We start from the raw sequence: 16,533 nt of genomic DNA, 5'->3' as shown, positions 1-16,533 counted from the left end.
GTTCCCGTGTTGCAATGCCGGCATCGCCGCCCTAGCGCTTCTGCGCTCTTATGATGAGTGACGGCATGTCGAATTCGATCGTTCCGCTGTCGATTACGAAGGGCTTGAGCGCGGTCTCCGACTCCTGGAGAAGCCGCTCGAACTGTTCGTCGGTCAGCACGCCGCCTAGCGTCCACACGCAGGCGCGTTCGGTCGACACCAACGCATCGATCGATTTGAAGCGGACCTTTCCGTTGCGCCGGACGACCTCGGCATCCGCTATGCCGGCTTCATTGCAGATTTCATGCAGCCGCCCGGCATTGCCGAGGCTGAAGGGCGCGCGGAAGGCGTCCCCCACCTCCTTGCCGAAGAGCCGGTCGAGCAACAGCGCGAAGGTGCCGTAACCCGGCGAGTTCTCCACTGCATCACACACGGCAACCGCCAGCCGCCCGCCCGGCCTCAGGACTCGCATCATCTCGGTCAGTGCCTTCGGCTTGTCCTTAAAGAACATGAAACCGAACTGGCTCACGACGACGTCGAAGCCGTTGTTCGGCAAGGGCAGCGCCTCGGCCGTTCCTTCCAGCCATTCGATCTGCCCTGACTTGCGACGCGCAACCGCCAGCATTTCCGGATTGGCATCCAGCCCGACGACGGAGCCCGAAGGGCCGGCGATCTCGGCCGCGGGGAGCGTCAGGGCGCCCGTCCCGCAAGCCACGTCGAGCACGCGGTCGCCCTTCTGCACCCTGGCTTCCGCGGCGACGACCGGCCCCCATTGGGCAAACAGCGCTGGCACGAAATGGGCGTCATAGATCTCCGCCGGGCCGCGCACTTCCTCAAGCGTAGTCATGGTCTTCCTCCACCCTGATCTTCAGTCCCTGGCACATCCGGTGGATATGCTAGCCCACACAGGGTATGCTCCGGGCATGGCGCAAGCCCATGACCATACGTCTTTGTCGCTTGCCGCATCGTCCATGGTGCTCGATGCGGAGCGGCCGGACGGCGCTTCGTCGGCAGCAGAGCGGCCCGTCCAGTTCAGGACGCATGGCACCGATCCGCTTTCGGACGTCCTGCGCACGGTCAAGCTGACAGGCGCGCTGTTCTTCCTGGTGGATGCGTCGTTCCCTTGGGGCGTGGACGTGCCGCACGCAGACGCGTTCTCCTCTCTCATCCTGCCGCGCGCCCAGCATATTGTGTCCTACCACATCATCCTGAAAGGCGCGGGATGGGCAAGCATTCCGGGCGTCACGTCCACTTGGTTCGAGGCCGGCGACGTGCTGGTGCTGCCGCATGGCGACCCCTATGCGATGCTCAGCGGGCCAGGCCAGCCGCCGGAATTTGACGTCAAAGCGACGGTGGACTTTTTGCGGGGCATAGCGGCGGGCAGGCTGCCCTTCGTGATCAAGGAAGGCGGCGGCGGCGAGCCGTGCAGCGAATTCGTCTGCGGCTTTCTCGGCTGCGACATGCAACCCTTCAATCCCGTGCTCTCCACCTTGCCGCGCCTGTTGCGGATCAAGCGGTCCCACAGCGGGCGCGAGGGCCTATTGAGCCGCCTCATCGACCTCACGCTTGCCGAGGCGCGTCAGCCGCGGGTCGGCGGCGAGGCCATCCGGCTGAGACTGAGTGAGCTGGTTTTCGTCGAGGTGATGCGCCAGCACCTGGAGACCCTGCCGGCCCACGAGACCGGCTGGCTTTCAGGGCTGCGTGACCCCGCAATCGGCAAAGTCTTGGTCATGCTCCATGAACAGCCCGCCTATCCGTGGACGCTGAACGAGTTAGCGAGCCGTGCATGCATGTCGCGGGCAGCGCTTGCGGCACGCTTCACGCATGTCGTGGGCCACGCGCCGATGCAGTACCTGACGCTCTGGCGTATGCAGATTGCTGCGCGTCTTCTTGCAGATAGTTCCATCAAGGTAGCCGCGGTGGGCCGTGAGATCGGCTACGAATCCGAGGCCGCCTTCAGCCGGGCGTTCAAGAAAACCGTGGGTGTGTCGCCCGCCGCATGGCGCGACAGCGCCGTTGGAACCAGCCGATCTTGAGAATGTCGATTGGGCCTAGCTTGCTGGCGCTAAGCGACCGATTTTTGCTGCAAGTCGACGGAGTCCTCCTGCTGTTTCCCGAATGTCGTTCCCCCGTTCATATGCAACGACGCAATCCCACCCAAAGCAGGCACGTACGGGCGATAAGATCGGCGCGATTGACGCCGATGTCGAGAAAGAAGTGAGCTTTAGAAGGGCCAGAAGCCGGCAAGATAAGTTGCGGTATCATTTAACCAAATGATCACGTCGCGATACCGGGCCATAGCCGAGTCATAGGCTACCTGGACAACGCCTAAGAACATCACAAACACGATAATCACACCCAAGAACTTCCCGAACCCTTCGTCGCCCTTGGGGTCGTTGCTCTGGATCACGTATTGTTGGCGGTTATCGTTCAGCATATCCCTTTAACGCTCCCGGTCGTCGCGGTCGCGTTCCCTCTCTTCGATCTGCTCCCGCTCCAGCTCCTCGAGTCGCGGAATATGCTGTTGTGCAGGGTCAGTCCGTGTCGTCTCTCCGCCGCGTTGAGCGGCTTCCCGATCCTTATTTAGACGATCTTGCAGGCCATTTGTAGCATCGACGGTTGAAGCCAGCTCGTGAGCGGCTCGCGCGTCGTCGTCAATCACCTGCCGATCTGCTTCCTCGGCACGAAAATCACGCTGCGGTTCGTCGACCGTCTCAGCATTCGAGGGTGCCCGGTCCTTCATTTCCTCGTATTTGTTCTCCTCCTGCTCAATTGCCCGCAGTAAGCCAGGGTCCTGCTCGGCAACTTCCCGAATGTAACTGTTTCCTTCGACAGCCAACTGGGCGGCCCGCTCCAGAGCTTGATTGAGCCCGGCCCGCATTCCTTCCTTGCGGTCGGCCGAAAACTCGCCGGCCTCGATCCGATCAACTCCCTCTCGGTAGTGCTCGATTTCGATTATGGCCTCGTTGCCGGCCTCGACAACAGCCTCGCCGTGCTTGGCGACCGCAGCGTCCCACTCGTCGTTGGCCGGATCACGCGGCTCACTGCGAGGCGCTTCGCCACCTTGCTCCGCCAACGCCTCTTTGCGCTTCTCGTAAAGGTCTACCAGCTCACGCTTCTGATTGACGAAGTCTCGGGCCAGGCCGGCGATCTCGTCAAAATCCGCCCGATCGTCTGCCGAGACCGACCGCTCCAACTTGAACAAGGACGTCTCGACCTTCTTCTCGTAGGTCTCAAACTCTGCTAGTGACATTTCGCGCAATTTCTGACCCTCCAAAACCATCTCCTGCAATGTAGCCAAATTGTTGCGGAAGTCCGATCCAAAATCCGCGCGAATGACAGTGCCGCTCGTTTCCGTCTTCGCTGTCGAAACACTTGATTCCAAATACTTTTGGTGCTGCGTGGCATAGGCCATGGTCTGACGATCACCACCCGTCAGAGCGACCTTCTGCCACGATTCCTGCACCTTTATGATGTACTGCCGGCTCCGATCGCTCTTCGCGACCGTGCGTCGGCCGCTACGCTTGGCGTCGTATCGCGCCTGCGCAGCCTCGCTCGTCCCGACATGCTCTGTGCGGCCTTCGCGGCTCACCGGCCGGACCTGGGTGCGCGTGAATGCCGGCGGGCTGGCAAACTCGCGCCGGTCGGTCATTTCCATCTCAATGCCGTGCTCCCGCGCCTTCTCTGCCATGAGGGATCGCCATTCGCGAAACACGGCAGGCGTCGTCTCGATGCGATCACCGGAATCCGATTTCATCGCCACGATCGCATGGGCATGCACATGCGGACGCTTTCCCCCCTCCCCCGCCTCTTTTGGATCGCTGGCCGGATCGTGCATAGCGAAGACATACCGGTGCCCAGCAAACTGATGCGCCAGGAAATCGCGAACCGCCCCTTCGAACGCTGCAACGTCGGTTCCCGCCCGAGCCGACATGATAACGTGCATCACGTCGCGGCTCTTGCGGCTGTGGAGCTCGCCGCGCCATTCCTTCTGCACCAGGTCGCCCGCGACCTTCTCATTCGCTATCGACTGGCCGCGATCGTCGCGAACGTCGTCATGCCGATCGACCAGCCCGCGCAAGCGGCTGGCGCCGAACTCGACGCCATTTCCGTAGCCATGAAAGGAGAACTTCGCCGCAGCCTCGCCCGCGGCCGCGCTGGCGTCGTATCGGCCTTGGATGATGCCGGCCGCCTTCACGTCGCCCGTTAGCCGCTCCCCCTGCCCGCTTCGCAATACGACAAGCCCCTGAACGGTCACAGAGCCGCCGTCATTTTTCGCGATGGCATAGGCATAGCGCCGGTCGCCAAAGCCGCTCGTCAGGGTGCTCCTCACCTGCTCGTGCAATGCCTCTTCCGAGGCAAAGTGGGGCGCCGCGGTTTCGACGGAAAAACTCCCAATGTCGCGGCTTTCTGCGCGGTTCTGAAAAAGGTGGTCCCAATCGCCACGGATGCGAGCCAATTCCTCCCGCCCCTCGAGGATCTTGCCGCTTTCGTTCTCCACTTTCAGCTCGCCGCCACGGGATACATAGTTCAGCATCGCACCGACCCGAGCACCGCCGCCATATGACGCCATTTTAACGACTGCCGGCTGGCTCCCCTTTGCGACGGCCGCTAACCGCGCCTCCATCGGGCGGGCGACCGTTGTCGCCGACGTCGCCTGCGCTCGATGAGCCCCCCTCCCCTTCGATGCGGATCCACGACTGCCGCCCGAGCCTCCGCCGCCGCCTGCAGCGCCGAGTTGAGCCAATTGCTTCAGGCGCTTTCGCATCTCTTCCTCTGCCGAAGCGCCTCGCCCGCCAGATGACATTTCGTGCAGCAGCGCTGCGCGCCGCTGCTCCCATTCGCTGGTGAATGCGCCGAAGAAAATTTCCAAAGGCTACTTCTCCCCTCGACGCTGATAACCAGCTCGCCGCGTCAGAGCACGCAGCTCGCTCATCACCGCCGCTTGAACCCGCTGCACGTTCTCCAGGTTGATGTCCAATTCGCTTGGGTGGACGCTACGGCCGCTGTTGAGCGCCCTCGCAACCTGGTTCAGGTTGATCCCGATCATCCGCATGTCTTCGAGCAGAGCCGCCATCACCAGGCGGTCATCACCAGTCAACATCGGCCGAACCCCTGCCCCCTCCAGAAGCAGCGACCGGAAAAAGCTGGATACCGTCATGTCGGCATCCTCAGCGGCCTTCTCGATCGCCGCATGTTCGTCACCCGTGACGCGGACATGCACAGTGCGATCTTTCTTTACCGGCTCGAGAAGAGCGTTGAATTTCCCGTCATCCATTTGGCCGTTGGCCCCCTACTGGCGCTTGCGTCAGTCGATCGAGGGCTCGTCCCTCGATTGCAGGAAATGGCGTAGCACATTTTTCCGTATCCTGCCTCTCCAAATTGTAAGGGGAAATTCAACCAAACAACTTCGAGCTGCCCCTCGCGGCGCTCGGCCTCTGCTCTGCGGACCGGGACTCGCCCCGGTCATAGAACGAGGGAACGCTCACCAGGGTTCACCTCCGAAATCCGCTTTCGAAGGCCTTTCTGTGCCCCCTCGTACTCAGCCGCAAGGGATGCTCCGCTCTCCGCCCTTGCCGCTTCCGTGCGAGCGTCAAGGGCGGCCTTACGCGGCTCCGGGGTTCACTGATCGGGCGGAGCTTTTGGGTTGACGCCGCACCGCGGCAGTCACATGCCAATGTCGTGTTGATACTTCACACGAGTTAGCAGCACGATTATTGCACATCATGTGTTTATGGGCCGACTCTGCAGTGGTTTCACATCGTGCGGAAAATTGTTCACATCATGCAGGCTTGGTTTAGTTGGCTCGATTGACTACACGGTGTGGTGGTGCGATGATTCCCCATCGTATGAGCAATTGTTCGCATCGTGTGCAGGTCCTACGCGGAAACTCCCTGCAAGCACACGGCGAACTGCCGGAATGACTTTCGGCCATCAGAGGAGTTGCGACGCTTGCCAAGGTTTATTTCTGCCGTGAGCGGCAAAGGCGGGGCTGGGAAGACAACAGCAGTAATCTTGATCGCCGGGGAGTATGCGCTTCAGGGAAAGCGTGTGCTTCTCATCGACGCAGACGGCCGCCAAAATCTGCAGGAATGGTGGAAGCGCTGTGACGCAAAGGACAACCTGCCTGACAATATCGAGCTTATAACCGCTGCCCGTCAGACCACCGTTCAGCAGCTCCTGGAGAACGAGGCGAACAAGTTCGACGTCGTTTTGATGGACTCGCCCGGCCAGGACACGGTTTTAAGGGACACGATCATCGCCGGCTCCGATATTGTGCTGACGCCGATCCAGCCGAACCAGGACGAGATCAAGGCGGCAGGACAGGCAGCGGCCGACACTGCCGATATTTCCGACAAGGTGGGGCGGTTAATCCCCCACGCCAACTTCGTCACCAGGATCACCATGCCGGCGAAGCTGCTGGAAGCCTACCGCCTAATCAGGCCGTTCGTGCAGAACCTGCAGGAAGGGGGCTACGACTCCTATCTCCTCGAGACCGAGCTAATGGAGCGAAATTGCTATCGCGAAATTCGAAACGGCTATGGCACCGTGCAAATGCTCGAGCTCACAGAGTCGGTGAAAAAAGCGAGAGCGGAAGTGATGAGCTTGGTTCGGGACATCGAAGCGATCTTGGCGGGAAAGAATAAGGTAGCAGCGAATGGCTAAGGGTCAAACGACCGTCTCTGACTTTGCAGTCGCGCCGCGTCGCAGCCGCTCAGTGGAGCAAGCTGCGACACAGGCGGACTCAGCAATGAAAGCGGCTGCGACGCCGACAGAAACCAGGAATGCAGATCAGCCTCAAGAGCCTGCTCCGCTCGGGACTGAGGCTGATCAGCCCGCTAATCGTCTGATCGCTCCGACACAAGAAGCTCGACGAGAACGGGCCACCGCGAGAGCATTGCAGCGAGAGGATTCGAGAGTTCGCTTACGCGACTTGAAGAGGGCGCGCGATCGGGAATCCAAGCACTACGTCAACTGCCCGCTAGATTACGACACGAAGATGCGGCTGCAAAAGGCCTCCATTGAGAACGACGTGAAGATGACGGCCATCATGAAGGCCGCGATCGACCAGTTCCTCAAAGATAACGGCTATTGACCGATGTTAGGCCGCGGCTTCCTCCTTGGCGTGGCCGTTGGCTGCGTCCTCGGCGTGTATGTTGCGCCTCATCTTGGCCGTCCAACGCTCGGGATGGCAAACGTCTCGAGGAGCATTTTGCCTCAAGTGAATGCATCGAGTGCCGCGCCCGAAAAGCATACGTGGCCTACAGACGATCAGGCCAAGACCCAGCTATTCGCATTATCCAAATGGGATCTAAACAGGCATGGCAACGGATCCAAGGTCATCGTCAAGCGTTGCATTCAAATTGCGGATAAGGAGATCGCTTGCGAGCTTTCCGCGCAGCTCAAGTGGATTGACGGCGAAACGCAAATTGAAGCGGTTTTTCAAGAGGAAGGCGGCGGCTGGAAGATGATAGCGGCAAAGAATCGCTAATGGTTTTTTGTCGGCTGCTTCACAATCTCTAGAGCCGAATTTGCTGCCCGAATCCTGGGGCGTGTCCTGAAGCATTTTGTTTCATCGCCTCAAGAGGAGTCCGTGAGCTAAATTTCCCCTAAAAAAGCGGGGAATGCACTGTGATTCTTCGGAGGTGCCTGCTCCTAAATGCTTCAATGCGGTGCATAGTAACCGCTGAACGGCGGAATCGAAAAAAGGGTAAGGTCCGTGACTGATGCAATGAGTTTAATGAGTGCACAGGGTTTGGTTGAAATAACCGATCCGGAATTCGACAGGCCGGTCTTCCGCCAGCCGGGTTTCGACGGCACCCTTACCGCGAAGGAGATGGATGAAAAGATCTCGGCCTGGCTCAAGAAAACGCGTGAAGCCAAGGGTATCTCCCGCGCCGATTTAGCGCATTTGCTAGGGCTCTCCGTATCTGTTTACGGGAGGTACGAGCGAGGCTCAGAAGCTCGGTTGTCGCTCCCGCGCCTGATACATCTCTGTGAGATCATGGGCTTTATGCCTCTCGACCTGATTTTTGACACAGCGCCGCACTTGTGGGGCAAGACGCTTGAAGAAGCAGAAGACCGCCTGACATTGATGAAGCTTGTCGAAGAATTGCCTCAAGACACCATGCGCGATCTGATCCGGCTTCTGAGACGCATGACGCCAGGCGAACCAGCGGCTGACGCTGTGACCAACAGCGTGTCGGAAGGCGGCTAAGCAATCTTCATTTTCACGTCCAAGGCGCATGGCGTGGAGAATGAGAAATACGGCAGCCAACCTAAACCCGTTTACCACAAGGCTCCGGCCTCTCTTCGGCGCAAATTGGGAAGCGCGTTCCGGCTCCGCCTGCTTCGCTCCGCCCAGCGGGCGGAGTGGAAACGGGATCAGGCCGGAATGTTCTGCTCTCAGGAGGGTCTTGCAGGTGACCCCTTTGCCAGATGGCCCCCCGATTGGCGTTGCCGAACGTAGCATCAAATTCTTGAATCGGTGTGCGGTGATCGATTCAGAAATGTCGTTGGACGGGAATCCTTGGCTAGCCATGTTCATCGGCATGACGAAGCATTGGGCTCAACCTGTATGTTGAGCGCGCAGCGGCAACCGGCGCGGATCGCGGCCGTCGAGATAGATGAGGTCAAAGGCATAGAAGCATAGAAGACGATGGCTCCAGCCTCCACCGCCGACGGCAAGCGCCCCAGCGCCAGCTGCAGCATACCGAAGTCCGACCGGCCATTTTCCGAGCACAACGGCTTCCCCATCGATGATCGCTGTCTTCACCGCAAGGCGCCTTGCGTCGTCGGCAATCGTCGGAAAGCGCTCGGTCCAATCGTAGCCGCCGCGCGTGAGTATCCGGACCCGGCCCGGCTCAATGTGCACAGCTAGCTCGTAGCCGTTCCACTTCACCTCGTAGACCGAGTCCGGCCCCTTCGCCGGCTTATCGACAAGCGTCGCAAGGCAGGGGTCGATACGCGCCGGCATGGGATCGGTCGGAGCGATATCGCGAGACATCTTTGAGGATGCCTTGGTCATCAGGCCACTAACGCACAGGAGCGTCAACCGTCGCATTGCGGTGAGCCGCCGCCTCCTATTTCCAATTCAGAGGCGACGGCCACTACGCTTCCTTGCTTCGAAGTTGGGGAAGCACGCTAGTCCTATTGGCGCGCTGAGCAAGCCGCTTTCGATTTCGTGCGGCCTTTTCGATCTATTGCTGTGTTCTCGCCAGAGACCCGCATTGACTCCGGGGAGAGCGAGAACATATTAGGAACATTCGACGGCGATGCGGCGCCATTCCATCAATCAGGGGCGGAAACTAGAAAGACGCGCGTCATGCGAACACTTGCCGATCAGATAGGAACCGCGATTGAAGTTGATCTTGCGGTAATGCCTCCGCACCAAAGGCGGGCCTACGCCGGCCTCGACCAGTATCGCCGTCCCGTCGAGGTGCGCGGCGTCCAGGAACTCGCTAAGGGAATTGCCGAATCCTTCGGTGCCTTTGCCATCTTCGATGTCGAAACGGTGCTGCGGTCTCCGGCGATTGCGCCATACGTTACGCAGACGCTCTACTCGATCCCGCTTGAACTGCGGCGCGCCGCCTGCGACCGCGACCGGCTGAAGGCAGAAGGCGCGCGAAAGGAGATGGCGCGGATAATCTCGGCCGCGCTGCTGGCGCGATACCATTTCGAGCCCTTGAAGCACGTTGGCGCCTCCTGCCATCCGAATTGGGAAGACGCCTTCGAGCAGCAGTTCGGCGCCGGCCGAGGAGGAGGATCAAGCGGATGAGTGACGAACAGGGCGCGAAACCCCATTACGAAGCCGGGCCGTATGTCCACTACTGCGAGCGTCCTGGCTGCATGAAATGGGGTGGCTTTGGTTTCGCCGCCGGCCGGTCGGAGCCAAATTGGTTCTGCTTCGAGCATCGGCCCGATTGGAAAACCGGACCGACGACCCAGGCACCATTGACCGCGCGAGCGACGCACGGAATAACCGAGCTATCACAGTAACAGTTACAGAAGAACAACGTGAAGCCGCCGACAATCTGCGCGAGTCAATGCGGATCTTCAACGACGCCATTCGCATGGCAGCCTATCGAGGCCTGCACGTCGAAGTGAAGCTGCTTCAGATGCATCGCACCGAAGGACCTACCCCGGTTCCGCAGGTCGACGTTCTCGCGAAACTGTGACGGCGTTCAAGCTACTTTTTTACCGAGATGCTCCATCACCGTTTCTCGGGTCGCCCCGCCGAAATGGCACGAAGGGCGGCAAGGGCGGAAACAGCGCCAAAGGTAAAGCCAAATCCGGCAAATAAGGTGCCGCCTCTGACACAGCCTGGGCTATGAGAAGCCGGGCAGAGCTTTTCGTCCGATCTGCCCTCTAGCTCTCTCTCGGTGGCCTATCGTTCAACAGTTGTGCCATTGCCGTTACCAGCTGCGCCATTGCGAACGGCTTTTCCAGCATAATGCTGTTGGGGACGCCTTTTTCAGGCCAATCGGCGGCGGCATGGCCGCTAACGTATACTACCGGGATTCCCGCATCGATGCGGCGGGCGGCGCGGCCTACCTCCCATCCGTCAGGCGGTTCCGCGAAACGAATGTCAGTAACGACACCTTGTACCGGGTGGTCCTCATTCAAGAGCCTTATCGCCTTGGCTCCGCTGGTAGCCACCATAACGGCAAAACCTGCTTCGGCGAGCGCATTCTCGTAGTCCAGTGATAGCATTGCCTCGTCTTCGACGACGAGTACCGTGACCGCCGGTTCCATTTTGCGAGTTCCCCTGTCAATGTCGCTGGCTTCAGAAACGCGGGGGATGATGAACGGTTCCTGGTGGCCGTATGCCCTCCCTTCGGGACGATGCCCGTTATGAGTCACCGCCGCAGTTGCGCACCGTCGCGCCGGCTGGCCTCGACACGCTGTAGGATCACGCATCACACGCGTATCTATGGATAGGCTGTTGAGCGTGTTCTCGACGGCCTTCATTGAGGTAGCCGCTTCAGCCGCCTGCTTCTCCACCGCCGAAATTCGGAGTTCGTGCTTGTCAAGCTGGCGTAGGGAAGCTTCGGCCGCCGATCAGAGGCGGATTGCCGTAACAGCGCTCTCGACCCTCGATGATTGTGTTACACGCGCCGCCGCGGAGCGTGCGTGAGTGATCGACCTCCGCGTCATCTGCAATGAAGACAGCGACTTTGCCGATGCCAAGCCCTCTGAAAGGGCGGGAGCAAGATCGCAGCCGCCATCGTCTCATTCCTGACCCAAGTTCCGGCGCGCCGCGTTGAGCTGGTCACGCGCTGAGAACGTCAGCACCTCCGGCCGTCCGCGGCGTTCTGTCGTTCCACTCGATACATTATGCGATCTTCTCGGCCCAGAACGTGAACATCCTAGCAACAAGCCGTCCAACGCGCTCGTGAACGGACCCGTTCAATCACTGTGCACTGTGGCTACGGACACGATTTGGTAGTCCGAATTGGTCAAGGGCGGGTCTGACGGGCTGGAGCTCAACCGCTAGGTATCTCCATGACTATTTGTCGACATCGTCGAACACCGAGCGCTTCGTGGCGACCCGAGTGGGAGCCGGAGCTTCCTCCTTCTTTTGCGTCACGATGTGCGTCCAATCCGCTTCGTCTTCTGAGCCTTTCTCCTGCTCGCTCTTGCGCTCTTCCAGTCCCTTGACTGACTGCTTCACCTGATTGCGCGCGTCGTCGATCAGGGCTGTTGCATCCGCGTCGACACCGATCGCCTCAATGCGATCGAGCACGCCAAGAAGCTTCTTGAAGTAACTGTCAGGCTCCTCGTCCAAGTCAGCGTCGGCGACGATCTCGTCGATTCGCTCTTCGAGCGAAGGTAGCACAGTTGTTCGCAGTGCCAGCCCCATGCCGACCAGTCTTAGCGGCGATATGAGCGCTAGCATCTCTGGTTCGTCGAAGACGGAAGCATCTAGGTTCGTAAGCACGGCCGATTCGAGGGTGTCAGCCGCCTCCCAGCGCAGATCGTCCGGCAAGACGCCGAGGTGATGGGCTCGGGCGTAAACCGCGATCTGGGGATCATTGCCGGCGACGTCGGTTCGCCAGCAGGATCTTCGAAGTAAATCTGGAAATTGCTGGACCGCTTTGGCGAACACCGGACTGCTCGCCCGATAGGACAGGAAGTGGAATAGCATCCAATTGCGGTGCCGTTCATCGGGGGTGTGGCCGAGCCGGGCGACCAGAGCATCGTCGAGCGTCGTGGGGATGACAAGCGCGTCTCGAATGAGAGGCGAGCCCTCGCACGTGAAACTGTTGAGAATGGTGTCGATCGTCGCGCCCCGTATGAGTGCCGCCATCATATGCGGCTTCTGGCGCAGAATCTCCGTCAGCGCGTCGGATATTGTCGGATGGGCGAAGGTCCATTTTGATCCGGAGAGTTTCAGGAACGAGCCTTTCAGCTCAGCGAAACAATCCTGGATCTTAGTGAGGCTGTACGCCGTCAGCTCCGCGACCGTCTGAGCAGCCAACACATCGTGGTCGTTGGGATCGAAACCGGCTTGATGGACGTAAACCAAGATGAGCGCGGCTTGAAGCTGATCATCCAGGGCGTTGACCGTATCAATCAAATGCTCTGTCGGCTCTTCCATGAAGCGAACGAGGGAGCTTTCGCGAGGCGCGAGCCCTTTCGTGAAATTCGGGTCACCAAGACGTTCGGCAATTCCAGGAAGAAAGTCGCGAACGGCGGCGACTGCGGTTAGGTGTGGCTTGACGCTTGATCGCCAGCTCTGGCTCTGCTCGCCGAAATTCACATGATTATAGAGAATCTGCGCCTTCTCTTCGAACGTCAGTTCGCCGAGATCGACGACGGCGCTGCCATCAGCGAATTGGGCTAGGTTGCGCTGTCCGAGCCGACGCCGCGCCGCTTCATAGATATGCTTGCGGGAGGTCAGGAGGAAGCGGTTGCCGTGCTTGATCGCGGCCCGCAGCTTCGAGAAGGCCGACGCCCAGTCCTGCACATAATCGTCGCGTAGCACATTAGAGCCGAAGGCGTCATCGATCCAGAAGAAGCGGCCCGGATCGTTTGGATTCCATCCAGCCTCGAAATCGCGGGGACTGGTCAAAGCGAGAACGGTGTTGTCCGGATTTTCCGAAGCGATCGTCGAGATGATCGCGCCGATCGCTGATTTGCCGCTTGATGGATTGCCCAACAGCAGCACTACGCCGTGGTTGGAAATGGCATTGACGGCATCGCGATGGGCTTTTGTGGGCACATAGGTGCGGAGCTTTGGAATCCAACTGTCAAGCAGCGCCCGGCTTTGCTCACTCAGGCGCTCGTCCACGATCGAGGTGAGATCCCCCAAGCCGTAGACCTGCGGGACGAGGGCCCGCAGCCGCGCGCTGCTCCTGATGACCCGGACGATATACTGGCGACCGAGAACGTGCGGCTTGCGCACGCCGAGCGCCCGAAGCCTGGCGCGCATCGCGGCCGCGACAGGCGCATCTACGCTCATGTTCGTCATGAAGGTGTAGGTGTCCGCCTGACCGGCTTTGACCAGTTCCTCGACATTCTCAAGCTCGGCGGTGAGATCGCTGAGCTTCAAGGCTCTCATGGCATCAGACGTATGCTTGCACTGGACCGTGCCGATAGGCTGTGCGTCTGTTCCCGAGGGGATGAGGAAGACCGCGTCCTGGCCGCCGTCCTGTGCTTCACGGAAGATCTCTACGGGTCGGCCGAGCACGACCTCGCATACCTGCGAACAAAGATCCTGGAACGCGCGCCAGCCAATGGTGTGGAGCGCCAGATCGCTCCAGGGGCCGTGCGCTCGACGTTCGCGCGGCGCCGGCAGCTCGATTTGCGCGCTCTCAGCCGTCATGCGGTGGCGAAACCACGTAAAACACCCACCGGCATCGGATTGATTTCCTGGTCGATGACCACGCTTGTGGCGCCGAGCGGTCCAAGGTCGATGTCGAGACGCCGGCCTCCCTCCGTCGAGGTGCTCACCAAGCGCCGGCACAGCAGATCGGCCAGCGCGGGGTCTTCGACGGCGCAGATTATCTGGCGCCCGTCCAATCGTAGAGCGGCCAGTACTTCGACCAAGTGAAGGGCCCTGAAATCGTCGATGTGCTGAACGGGGTCGTCGAGCAGAAGGGACCTGAGCGGTGTCCACGCCCGCGCAAGATGGACCGAGAGAAGGAAAGCGAGACCGGCGGCGCGACGCTGACCACTGCTAAAGACGAATTGGGGGTTCAGCCCGTCGCCCACCTTGAGGCTAAGAAAACGTCGGACGTCACCGCGGATGCTGTAGTCGATTGTCCGCCAGTCGGCGTGCGGTCGCAGGCGCTGATAGAGTTCGTTGAGCAGAGGACTGATCTGAGCAAGGCGCTCATCGATGATTTCCCCGCTCACGCGTCTGACAGAGCGTTCGATTTCACGGGCCGCTGTGACGGCATTTTGTGACTGGCTGACCGCCTGTGCCAGCTTCTCGATTTCAGCTCGCAGCGCCGATATGTTGCTTTCGATCGACGACATTCGCGAGATCGCTTGCGAGGCCTCCAGTACGAGTAGCGCGCGCTCGAGGTCGATCAACCGGTCGCGTTCCGGAGAAATAGCCTGCTCCAGCCCGTCAGGATCCTGAATGAAGCGGTGATCGAGCCCCCACTGATTGTAGAAATCCACATGCGCCGCTTCCTGGTCGCGCAGACGCCGCAGCTCGTTCGCATGAGCTTGGACCGCGGCGGTGGCTGTCTGCAACGTGAGGCTGGGTTGCCGCGCGTTCTGTTTCGCGTTGGCGAGAGCATCGCGAGCGGCCTGAACACCCGACGCCAGTGATGTAATCCGTCGCCGCGCGGCGGCCAAGCCGGCGGCGAACTCGTCTGATGTCCGATGGGCTGCGCATAGCGGGCAATGATCGTCGTGCAGCCCGAGGCGCTCGCCGTGTTCGACGAGGAGACTCAGCGACGCCGCCATCGCGTCCATCTCTTCTTCCCGCGAGAGGCGTTGTTCGGCTTCCGAGACGACTTGCTGTGCGGCCTCGTGCTCGCGCTGCGCAGCTTCATGCGCTGCCGATGCGGCCTGGCGGTTCGCCACAGCCTCCGGAGCGTTGTAGACTGCGTGCGCCTCCGCAATCTCCCGACCGAGTTGAAGCGCTTCGCCCATCCGACCCAATCTGGCTCGTCCGTTTGCGAGCGCGTTTCGACCTGCAGCCAGTCGTGCCGTCAGCTCGGTGGGCGCGTCCGGCGCCGCGGCTGCGATCACCTGAAGCGCGCCGGACACGTCCCCTGATCGGCTGAGCGCGGCTTGTGTCTCGGATTGCTGCATCAGTCTGTCCGCTAGTCGCGAGCGTGCAGACTCGTAGGCGGCCTCGTCTTTAGCGTGCGCGGCTTCCGCGGCAGTCACCACCTCCTTGGCTCTGCTACCGGCTTCCGAGCCTTCCAACGCACCGAGCGCTGAGCGCACGAGATCGAATCGCTCCGTTTCGGTGAGATCGAGGCTGAGCGCGGCGATCCATTCGTCGCGGATGATCGACGTCCGGGTGAGCTGTCGAAGTGCGTCGTCTGGCGCAGGTCCACGGCAAAGCGCGGTGTGGATTTCCTCCGGTGAGCGATCGGAGCCGCTTTCCCGCGTCCGCGTGATGGTGAATGGGTTCCCGCTATCGTCGACGAACGAGGCTGTCACGTAGTGGGCGTTGGGAACACCTTCGCCGCGCCACCAAAGGTAATCGCTGAGGCTCTCCTTCGCTGCCTTTTCGACGGCGTACTTGTCGATGGAGCCTGTGATCGCGAACTCGACCGCATCGCACAGCGTGCTCTTGCCCACGCCGTTGCGACCGGTGATGACGGTGAAGCCCCGTCCGAAATTGATCCGGACGAGATCTCTGAAGCCACGAAAGCCGCATACTTCGATGAAATCGAGCCTCATGATGTCGCTCCCAAGATGCGAGCGATCTCTGCCGGCGTGGTCTCGCTGAGAAACGCGGTAACGGCATCCGGGGGGATTTCCTTCAGCCTGGTCCGCAGTCTCGTTTCGAAGTTAGACGCGCCGAGCAACGGCTTGGAGCGTATCGACAGCAGCGGTAGGAGCGCCTTCTCGACGTCATCAGGTGTGGTGATGGAGGCCCTCGCGATCTTTCGGGTCAAAGAGAAGTCCTCTTCGATGCGCTCGATCTCGCGCCCTCGGTGAGCATCTTGATCCGGGGTTAGAAAGACCGAATAGACGTTCCACGCCTTCGCTCCGGCGCCGCGCAACGAAGCTGCATGCCGAGCGAGCGCGACTTGCTGGTTCTCCTGCCAGGTGCCGAGGAGAGCATCTGCACTGTCGAAGACGTGGACGAATCCCATCAGCGCCGCGTTCTCGAAACACGTCACCGGGCTGGCCGAGCCAGTCCACGTCCAGGTTTCATACTGTGCGTCGCGAAGGATGATCTCGGCTTGGGTGAAGATGTCCATCAGATGCCCAACGCAGCTCTTGCCCCAGGAAGGTCGTACCATTCACCCGCTGGGTCCGGACGAATGACGTCACCGGTGCGTCCGCTACGCACGACATTGTCCGGCACGCCCAAGTCGGTCGCGCCTACCGCGACAACTATGTCGCACTGCATCG

The 16,533-nt window shown here is 60.5% G+C and carries 17 protein-coding genes; 8 read left to right on the top strand and 9 right to left on the bottom strand.

The window, feature by feature from the left end; translation table 11 throughout:
• Positions 1 to 31: 31 nt before the first annotated feature.
• A complete protein-coding gene (locus BHD07_RS26320; protein ID WP_318851723.1) occupies positions 32 to 826 on the bottom strand; it encodes a methyltransferase domain-containing protein in 795 nt (264 codons plus the stop codon).
• Between the two features lie 76 nt (positions 827 to 902).
• On the opposite strand from BHD07_RS26320, the gene BHD07_RS26315 reads away from it, so the two are divergent.
• Positions 903 to 2,015 carry an AraC family transcriptional regulator gene (locus tag BHD07_RS26315; RefSeq protein ID WP_338283777.1) on the top strand — a complete coding sequence of 371 codons (1,113 nt, stop codon included), beginning with the start codon at positions 903 to 905 and terminating at the stop codon, positions 2,013 to 2,015.
• 188 nt (positions 2,016 to 2,203) lie between these two features.
• On the opposite strand, the gene BHD07_RS26310 is transcribed toward BHD07_RS26315, so the two are convergent.
• Genes BHD07_RS26310 through BHD07_RS26300 form a run of 3 tightly spaced genes read right to left on the bottom strand, consistent with a single transcriptional unit; the run spans position 2,204 to position 5,257 of the window.
• Positions 2,204 to 2,416: a hypothetical protein gene (locus BHD07_RS26310; RefSeq protein ID WP_153313008.1), complete on the bottom strand. Its 213-nt coding sequence runs from the start codon at positions 2,414 to 2,416 to the stop codon at positions 2,204 to 2,206.
• Between the two features lie 6 nt (positions 2,417 to 2,422).
• Complete coding sequence (locus tag BHD07_RS26305) at positions 2,423 to 4,852, bottom strand: conjugal transfer protein TraA (RefSeq protein WP_153313007.1); 2,430 nt, start codon at positions 4,850 to 4,852, stop codon at positions 2,423 to 2,425.
• Positions 4,853 to 4,855: 3 nt separating this feature from the next.
• Entirely contained in the window at positions 4,856 to 5,257 is a 402-nt protein-coding gene (locus BHD07_RS26300; protein ID WP_153313006.1) for a plasmid mobilization protein, read from the bottom strand.
• Between the two features lie 674 nt (positions 5,258 to 5,931).
• Between BHD07_RS26300 and BHD07_RS26295 the strand changes: the two genes are divergently transcribed.
• The 4 genes from BHD07_RS26295 to BHD07_RS26280 all read left to right on the top strand — a co-directional run bounded on the left by BHD07_RS26295 (position 5,932) and on the right by BHD07_RS26280 (position 8,197).
• Positions 5,932 to 6,645, top strand: a complete 714-nt coding sequence (locus BHD07_RS26295; protein WP_153313005.1) for a ParA family protein — start codon at positions 5,932 to 5,934, stop codon at positions 6,643 to 6,645.
• Positions 6,638 to 7,075, top strand: a complete 438-nt coding sequence (locus BHD07_RS26290) for a hypothetical protein (RefSeq protein WP_153313004.1) — start codon at positions 6,638 to 6,640, stop codon at positions 7,073 to 7,075. Before BHD07_RS26295 ends, BHD07_RS26290 begins: the two co-directional genes overlap by 8 nt.
• A gap of 3 nt (positions 7,076 to 7,078) precedes the next feature.
• Positions 7,079 to 7,471 (top strand): hypothetical protein, encoded by a 393-nt coding sequence (locus tag BHD07_RS26285; RefSeq protein WP_318851721.1) that lies wholly within the window; start codon positions 7,079 to 7,081, stop codon positions 7,469 to 7,471.
• 240 nt (positions 7,472 to 7,711) lie between these two features.
• A complete protein-coding gene (locus BHD07_RS26280) occupies positions 7,712 to 8,197 on the top strand; it encodes a helix-turn-helix transcriptional regulator (protein WP_153313011.1) in 486 nt (161 codons plus the stop codon).
• A 351-nt stretch (positions 8,198 to 8,548) separates the two neighbouring features.
• On the opposite strand, the gene BHD07_RS26275 is transcribed toward BHD07_RS26280, so the two are convergent.
• Positions 8,549 to 8,986: an ATP-dependent DNA ligase gene (locus BHD07_RS26275; protein ID WP_192923379.1), complete on the bottom strand. Its 438-nt coding sequence runs from the start codon at positions 8,984 to 8,986 to the stop codon at positions 8,549 to 8,551.
• Positions 8,987 to 9,304: 318 nt separating this feature from the next.
• Between BHD07_RS26275 and BHD07_RS26270 the strand changes: the two genes are divergently transcribed.
• Genes BHD07_RS26270 through BHD07_RS26260 form a run of 3 tightly spaced genes read left to right on the top strand, consistent with a single transcriptional unit; the run spans position 9,305 to position 10,157 of the window.
• A complete protein-coding gene (locus BHD07_RS26270) occupies positions 9,305 to 9,757 on the top strand; it encodes a hypothetical protein (RefSeq protein ID WP_153313001.1) in 453 nt (150 codons plus the stop codon).
• On the top strand, positions 9,754 to 9,978 hold the full coding sequence (locus BHD07_RS26265; protein ID WP_234889435.1) for a hypothetical protein: 225 nt from the start codon (positions 9,754 to 9,756) through the stop codon (positions 9,976 to 9,978). The genes BHD07_RS26270 and BHD07_RS26265 overlap by 4 nt, the downstream gene beginning before the upstream one ends.
• Positions 9,876 to 10,157: a hypothetical protein gene (locus BHD07_RS26260; protein WP_192923382.1), complete on the top strand. Its 282-nt coding sequence runs from the start codon at positions 9,876 to 9,878 to the stop codon at positions 10,155 to 10,157. Before BHD07_RS26265 ends, BHD07_RS26260 begins: the two co-directional genes overlap by 103 nt.
• A gap of 190 nt (positions 10,158 to 10,347) precedes the next feature.
• On the opposite strand, the gene BHD07_RS26255 is transcribed toward BHD07_RS26260, so the two are convergent.
• The 4 genes from BHD07_RS26255 to BHD07_RS26240 form a co-directional block, all read right to left on the bottom strand.
• Positions 10,348 to 10,734: a response regulator gene (locus tag BHD07_RS26255; RefSeq protein ID WP_153313000.1), complete on the bottom strand. Its 387-nt coding sequence runs from the start codon at positions 10,732 to 10,734 to the stop codon at positions 10,348 to 10,350.
• A gap of 754 nt (positions 10,735 to 11,488) precedes the next feature.
• Positions 11,489 to 13,807, bottom strand: coding sequence for an nSTAND3 domain-containing NTPase (locus BHD07_RS26250; RefSeq protein ID WP_338283771.1), 2,319 nt, complete (start codon positions 13,805 to 13,807; stop codon positions 11,489 to 11,491).
• Positions 13,804 to 15,852: an AAA family ATPase gene (locus tag BHD07_RS26245; protein WP_338283769.1), complete on the bottom strand. Its 2,049-nt coding sequence runs from the start codon at positions 15,850 to 15,852 to the stop codon at positions 13,804 to 13,806. Before BHD07_RS26245 ends, BHD07_RS26250 begins: the two co-directional genes overlap by 4 nt.
• Positions 15,849 to 16,379, bottom strand: coding sequence for a hypothetical protein (locus tag BHD07_RS26240; RefSeq protein WP_338283767.1), 531 nt, complete (start codon positions 16,377 to 16,379; stop codon positions 15,849 to 15,851). Before BHD07_RS26240 ends, BHD07_RS26245 begins: the two co-directional genes overlap by 4 nt.
• Between the last annotated feature and the right edge of the window lie 154 nt (positions 16,380 to 16,533).

It is taken from the genome of Sinorhizobium sp. KGO-5, from assembly GCF_036245905.1.
GTDB lineage: Bacteria > Pseudomonadota > Alphaproteobacteria > Rhizobiales > Rhizobiaceae > Sinorhizobium > Sinorhizobium meliloti_A.
This window is presented reverse-complemented; position numbering and strand designations above follow the sequence as displayed.